We start from the raw sequence: 4,635 nt of genomic DNA on the forward strand, positions 1-4,635 counted from the left end.
GGCCCGCGCTGGCACGGCCCCTTGCCGCGCCGCCCGCATGGCCTCGCGTTCCTTTTCGGCCTGCACCAGGTTGTGGATGCGCAGCCACACCTCGGGCGGCGGGGCCTGCTCGGCCTGCAGCTCGGTCAGGCCGGACCAGCGCGATTGCCACACCAGCGCCGCCGCCCGCACGCCGGCATGCTCGCGCGCCAGGGTCTCGAAGCGGCGCCGCGCACCGCCGCGCAGCGTGCCCAGCGCATAGGCGGCCGCCAGGCGGTCCAGCAGTTCAGGGGATTGCGAAAGATTCATGGCAGCACCTCACGCGTAGCGCGACAGGCAGTCGCGCAGCTGACCCAGGCCCCGGCGGATCCACGTCTTGACCGTCCCCAGCGGCAGCTTCAGCTGCTCGGCCAGCTCGCCGTGGCTCAGGTCGCGCAGGTACGCCAGGCTGACCACTTCGCGGTGGCGGTGCTCCAGGCGGCCCAGGCATTGGTGCAGCGCGGTCGCCTGTTCGCTGGCCTGCGCGATGTCCGCCGGCGAGGGCTGGTCCGCCTGCAGTGTCTGCGCCAGCTCGTCATCGAACTCCTGCGTGAGCTGCGCCCGGTCGGCCGTGCGCCGGCGCAGAAAGTCCAGCGCCCGGCTGCGCACGATCAGGCCCATCCACGCCATCGGCGGGCTCAGGGTTTCGCGATAGCTGCCCGCCACGCGCCAGATGGTGAGGTAGGCCTCCTGCAGCACGTCCTCGGCCCACTCGCGGTTGCGCAGCACGCGCAGGGCCACGCCGAACAGGCGCGACGACGTGTGGTCGTACAGGCGCTTGAGGGCGGCATCGTCGCGTCCCGCGACCTGGTCAATGAGGGCCATCAGCTGGGTGTCCGTGAGGGAGGTGCTCATGCACGCATTGTGTGAGAAAAATTGCGGTCTTCGCCATGCAGCGGGATACGGAGGGTGTGGGCTGGCGGATACAAAGCCCTCTTTCGGACAAGGACTCTGAATCCGATCGGCCACGGCCGGCGTATGAAGGAAACCTGCGGCGCGCAGCCCTCTTTACCGACCCACCAGGAGACAGCATGCGAGACAACCGATCCAAGGCCCTTCCCCTCGGCGACCTGCGTTCCATGAAGCGCCGCGCCACCTTCGCTGCCGGCGTGCTGCTGCTGGCGGCTGGCGCGTTCTATGCCGGCAAAAGCGCGGTGGCGCAGGAAGTGCCGGCCGCGGGCGCGGCCGTGCAGGCGGTGAACGGCTGATCGCACGGCACCCGCTGGGGTTGCCTCGCTAGCGGTCAGCCGCAGCCCCGCCCTGCCAGGAGTCGCTGGACTCTTCCATCGCCACCTGGGTGACGGCATCCTTCGCCTGGGCGGCGCGGTTGCGCTTTTTCAGATGGGCGTCTCGCATCAGCAGATACTTGTCCAGGGCCGCCTGGTCCACCAGTTCGCTGGCCCCCAGATGGTGGGCGCGCTGGCTGACCACCTGGACGGCGGTCAGGCTGTTCTTCACAGAGACGCTGGAGATCTGGTTCTTCGGGTTGCCCAGGCCATCCACCTGCGACGCGAACACGTCCCTCGCATTGGACGGGCCGAAGAGCGGCATCACCAGATAAGGCCCCGTTCCCACGCCCCAGGTGTCCAGGGTCAGCCCGAAATCCTCCTTGCGGTGGGGCATGCCCCAGCCGCTGGCCACGTCCACGAAGCCGAGGGCGCCCACCGTGGTGTTGGTGCCGAAGCGCGCGAGGGTCGTCATGCCCTCGCCCACCCGCCCCTGCAGCATCAGGTTGACCGACGACCACGGGTTCTGCCAATTGGAAAAGAAGTTGCTCACGCCCGTCTGGGCCACTTCAGGAACCACGGTTCTGTAGGCCTTGGCGGCCGGCTGCAGGACGACCTGGTCCACGCCTTCGTTCAAGGAAAAGATCTTGCGGTTGACGGGCTCCAGCGGATCCGGCTGCGCGAGGGAGGCGCATCCGGTGCTGAGAATGGCCAAGGCGCAGAGGGCATACCGGACATTCGGCATGCGGTGGTTCCAAGGTGCTGCGGGGTGCAGGCGAGAGGGCATTCGTACCTCCGGTGAGAGTGGGTGATGGGGACCTGAGGGATGGAATGCATCGCATCCCACGGGCCGCCATCGTCACCGCGCCTGCATTGCTGAATCCTTACTGGCCGGGGCCGGGCGCCGACGCGTGTGTCACGCGCACTTCCAGCCCCACCGCGCCGTTGCGCGCTTCGATGGTCCAGCCATGGGCGGCGACGATCTCCTGGCAGATCGACAGGCCCAGCCCGGCCCCTTCGTCGCGCCGGGACGCACCCCGCCAAAAGCGCTCGAAGAGTTTGCCCAGGTGCTCCGGCGCCACCCCCGGTCCTTCGTCGGACACCACAAATCCGCGGCCATGCACCTGCAGCCGCACCACGCGGTGCGGCGGGCTGTGCTGGATGGCGTTTTCCAGCAGGTTCTTGAGCAGGGTGAACAGCGCGCCCCGGTCGGCATCCCAGGGCCCCACGCCCTCGTCAAAGAGCAGCGCGATCTGCACCTGGCTGCACTCGGCCACGCGGTCCATGAAATCGCTGGCCTCCAGGATCACGGAGCGCGGGTCGCACCGCTCGATCCGGTAGTTGCGCTGCTCGCTGGCCTCGGCCAGGTGGAGCAGCTGCTGCACCTGGCGCGCCATGCGGTCGATGTCCTGGAGCAGGTAGCGGCTGTGCCCGCTGCCGCCGTCCTTGCCACCGCTGTGGCCGCCCAGTTCCACCTGCGCGCGGATCAGCGAAAGCGGGGTCTTCAATTCATGCGCGGCATTCGCCAGGAACTCCTGCTGCGTCTGAAACCCCAGCTGCACGCGGTCCAGCGCCCGGTTGAAGGCATCGACCAGCGGCACCAGTTCGCTGGGCAGATCGCCCAGCGCCAGCCGGTCGCCCAGGGACTGCGGCGTGATGCGCTGCGCCTGCAGCGATGCGATGCGCAGCGGCTTGAGCACCCGGCGCAGCGTCAGGTGCATGGCGATCACGAAAATCACGAGGAACGTGAGGCAGGTGGCCACGATGCCCTTGCGCAGCGCCGGCAACCCGATGCTGTGCTGCAGCAGCAGGACGATGCGGTCGCTGATGGCGAACTGCACATACCACAGCCGGTCGGGCCGCTGCAGGGGCACCGTGGCGGCATGCATCGCCACGCCATCGCGCTGCAGCGCAAAGCCCTTTCGCTGCGGATCGAACCCCAGGCCCTCGGGCGCCAGCGGGAATCTTTTTCCGTCGGTGGTGTAGAACACCACGCCGTGCGGATCGACGATGCGCAGCACCACCTCTTCGCTCAGGCTGGCAAAGGGCCATTCGTCGATGTGGGACCGGTCGGGCCCCAGGGGCAGGCCGGCGCCGTCGAAGCGGATGATCCTGGCGATCGACTCGGCCCGCTCGATCACGCTGTGCTGCAGCATGTACCGCTCCAGAGGTTCGAGCAGCACCATGACGACGGCCATGACCAGCCCGCCGCTCAGCAGCATGCCGGCCACGTACACCAGCAGCAGGCGCCCGCGAAAGCTACGGGGCCAGTGGTTTTTCGCGGACGGCATATCCATGGGTCCTGATGTTGGCGATCTGAACGCTTGACCCCACGGCCACGAGCTTGCGTCGCAGCCGGTGCAGCGCCACGTCCAGCGCGTTCGGCGTGACGGCCTCGGCGATGCCCCAGGCGGCGGCCTCCAGCTCCGACCGGCGCACCACCTGGCCAGCCTTGCGCAGCAGGCACAGCATGATCTGCACCTCGGTGAGCGGCAGCGCCACGGTTTCCCCGCCGCACACCAGGCATCCCCGGCCCGCGTCCAGGCGCAGGTCGCCGTACACCGGGTCCAGCGCCTTCAGGTGGGTGGGCCGCCGCAGCAGCGCCCGCACCCGGGCGATCAGCTCCTCCATGGGAAACGGCTTGGTCAGGTAGTCGTCCGCGCCGGATTCGAGGCCGTCGACCCGGTCGTGCAGCGCGTCCCTGGCCGTCAGCATCAGGCAGGGCACGGCCTGGTCGCGCGCGCGCAGCCGCCGCACCAGTTGCAGGCCGTCGCCGTCCGGCAGCCCCCGGTCGATCACCAAGGCGCCGTAGGGAATGTCGCGCAGTGCGAGCCAGGCCGATTCGATGTCGGTGAAGGCATCCACGGCGATGCCGGCCCCCGCCATGGCCTGGCGGATGAGATCGGCCAGCCGTTCGTGGTCTTCTACCAGTGCGATGCGGTTCATCCTCGGGTCCATCCAAAAAAGCCTGGCGGCCTGCGCGCGGCGCAGGCCCCGAAAATCAGCGGACCGTCAGCGACAGCAGCCGGTCCACCAGGGTCCCGATGCTGCTGCCATCGCCGGACCCCCGCCCCTGCACGAGATCGAGCCGCAGGCCTTCGATGGCATACCGGCACACCCTGTGCGTGGCGAGGTCCACCGAATCCGTGGCGCACATCTCCTCGACGAAATCCGACCAGATCGCCGCATACCGCAGATCGCCGAGCACGGCGGCCACCGCCCGGCGCTGGTGGCTTCGCAGGGCCGCCAGGCTCGCCCCCATGGCGCGCAGGTAGGCCCGCAGATGCCGCGCCGGGCCACAGGGCTCGGCGGCCAGGGCGTCGTCCAGGAAGCGGCGAAAGTCTGCCACGTAGTCGTCGAAGACCTCCTCGGAAAAGCCCTTCGGGCCGCC

The 4,635-nt window shown here is 69.1% G+C and carries 5 protein-coding genes and 2 pseudogenes; 1 reads left to right on the top strand and 6 read right to left on the bottom strand.

The genetic code is table 11. The features are described 5' to 3' along the window. Positions 1-288 (bottom strand): annotated as a pseudogene (locus tag AC27IO_RS20670) (anti-sigma factor); the annotation flags it as partial. Positions 289-297: 9 nt separating this feature from the next. Further along, on the bottom strand, positions 298-873 hold the full coding sequence (locus AC27IO_RS20675) for an RNA polymerase sigma factor (protein WP_272564487.1): 576 nt from the start codon (positions 871-873) through the stop codon (positions 298-300). A gap of 176 nt (positions 874-1,049) precedes the next feature. On the opposite strand from AC27IO_RS20675, the gene AC27IO_RS20680 reads away from it, so the two are divergent. Then, positions 1,050-1,226, top strand: a complete 177-nt coding sequence (locus AC27IO_RS20680) for a hypothetical protein (RefSeq protein ID WP_498740521.1) — start codon at positions 1,050-1,052, stop codon at positions 1,224-1,226. A gap of 28 nt (positions 1,227-1,254) precedes the next feature. Here the strand turns inward: AC27IO_RS20680 and AC27IO_RS20685 are convergent, their stop codons facing one another. The 4 genes and pseudogenes from AC27IO_RS20685 to AC27IO_RS20700 form a co-directional block, all read right to left on the bottom strand. Beyond that, the gene (locus AC27IO_RS20685) at positions 1,255-1,959 is read right to left on the bottom strand and encodes an MlaA family lipoprotein (protein WP_498740522.1); all 705 of its coding nucleotides are present in this window, start codon (positions 1,957-1,959) and stop codon (positions 1,255-1,257) included. 169 nt (positions 1,960-2,128) lie between these two features. Next, entirely contained in the window at positions 2,129-3,535 is a 1,407-nt protein-coding gene (locus tag AC27IO_RS20690) for a sensor histidine kinase (RefSeq protein WP_498740523.1), read from the bottom strand. Further along, positions 3,504-4,190 (bottom strand): response regulator transcription factor, encoded by a 687-nt coding sequence (locus AC27IO_RS20695; RefSeq protein ID WP_284429016.1) that lies wholly within the window; start codon positions 4,188-4,190, stop codon positions 3,504-3,506. Before AC27IO_RS20695 ends, AC27IO_RS20690 begins: the two co-directional genes overlap by 32 nt. Positions 4,191-4,245: 55 nt before the next feature. Continuing rightward, positions 4,246-4,635, bottom strand: a pseudogene (locus AC27IO_RS20700) (hypothetical protein); the annotation flags it as partial.

It is taken from the genome of Acidovorax sp. KNOB132 (genome assembly GCF_057541515.1).

Excerpts from the sequence above, each read along its gene's own strand:
- AC27IO_RS20675 (WP_272564487.1), bottom strand. The coding sequence starts at position 873 with ATGAGCACCTCCCTCACGGACACCCAGCTGATGGCCCTCATTGACCAG.
- AC27IO_RS20680 (WP_498740521.1), top strand. The coding sequence starts at position 1,050 with ATGCGAGACAACCGATCCAAGGCCCTTCCCCTCGGCGACCTGCGTTCC.
- AC27IO_RS20690 (WP_498740523.1), bottom strand. The coding sequence starts at position 3,535 with ATGCCGTCCGCGAAAAACCACTGGCCCCGTAGCTTTCGCGGGCGCCTG.
- AC27IO_RS20695 (WP_284429016.1), bottom strand. The coding sequence starts at position 4,190 with ATGAACCGCATCGCACTGGTAGAAGACCACGAACGGCTGGCCGATCTC.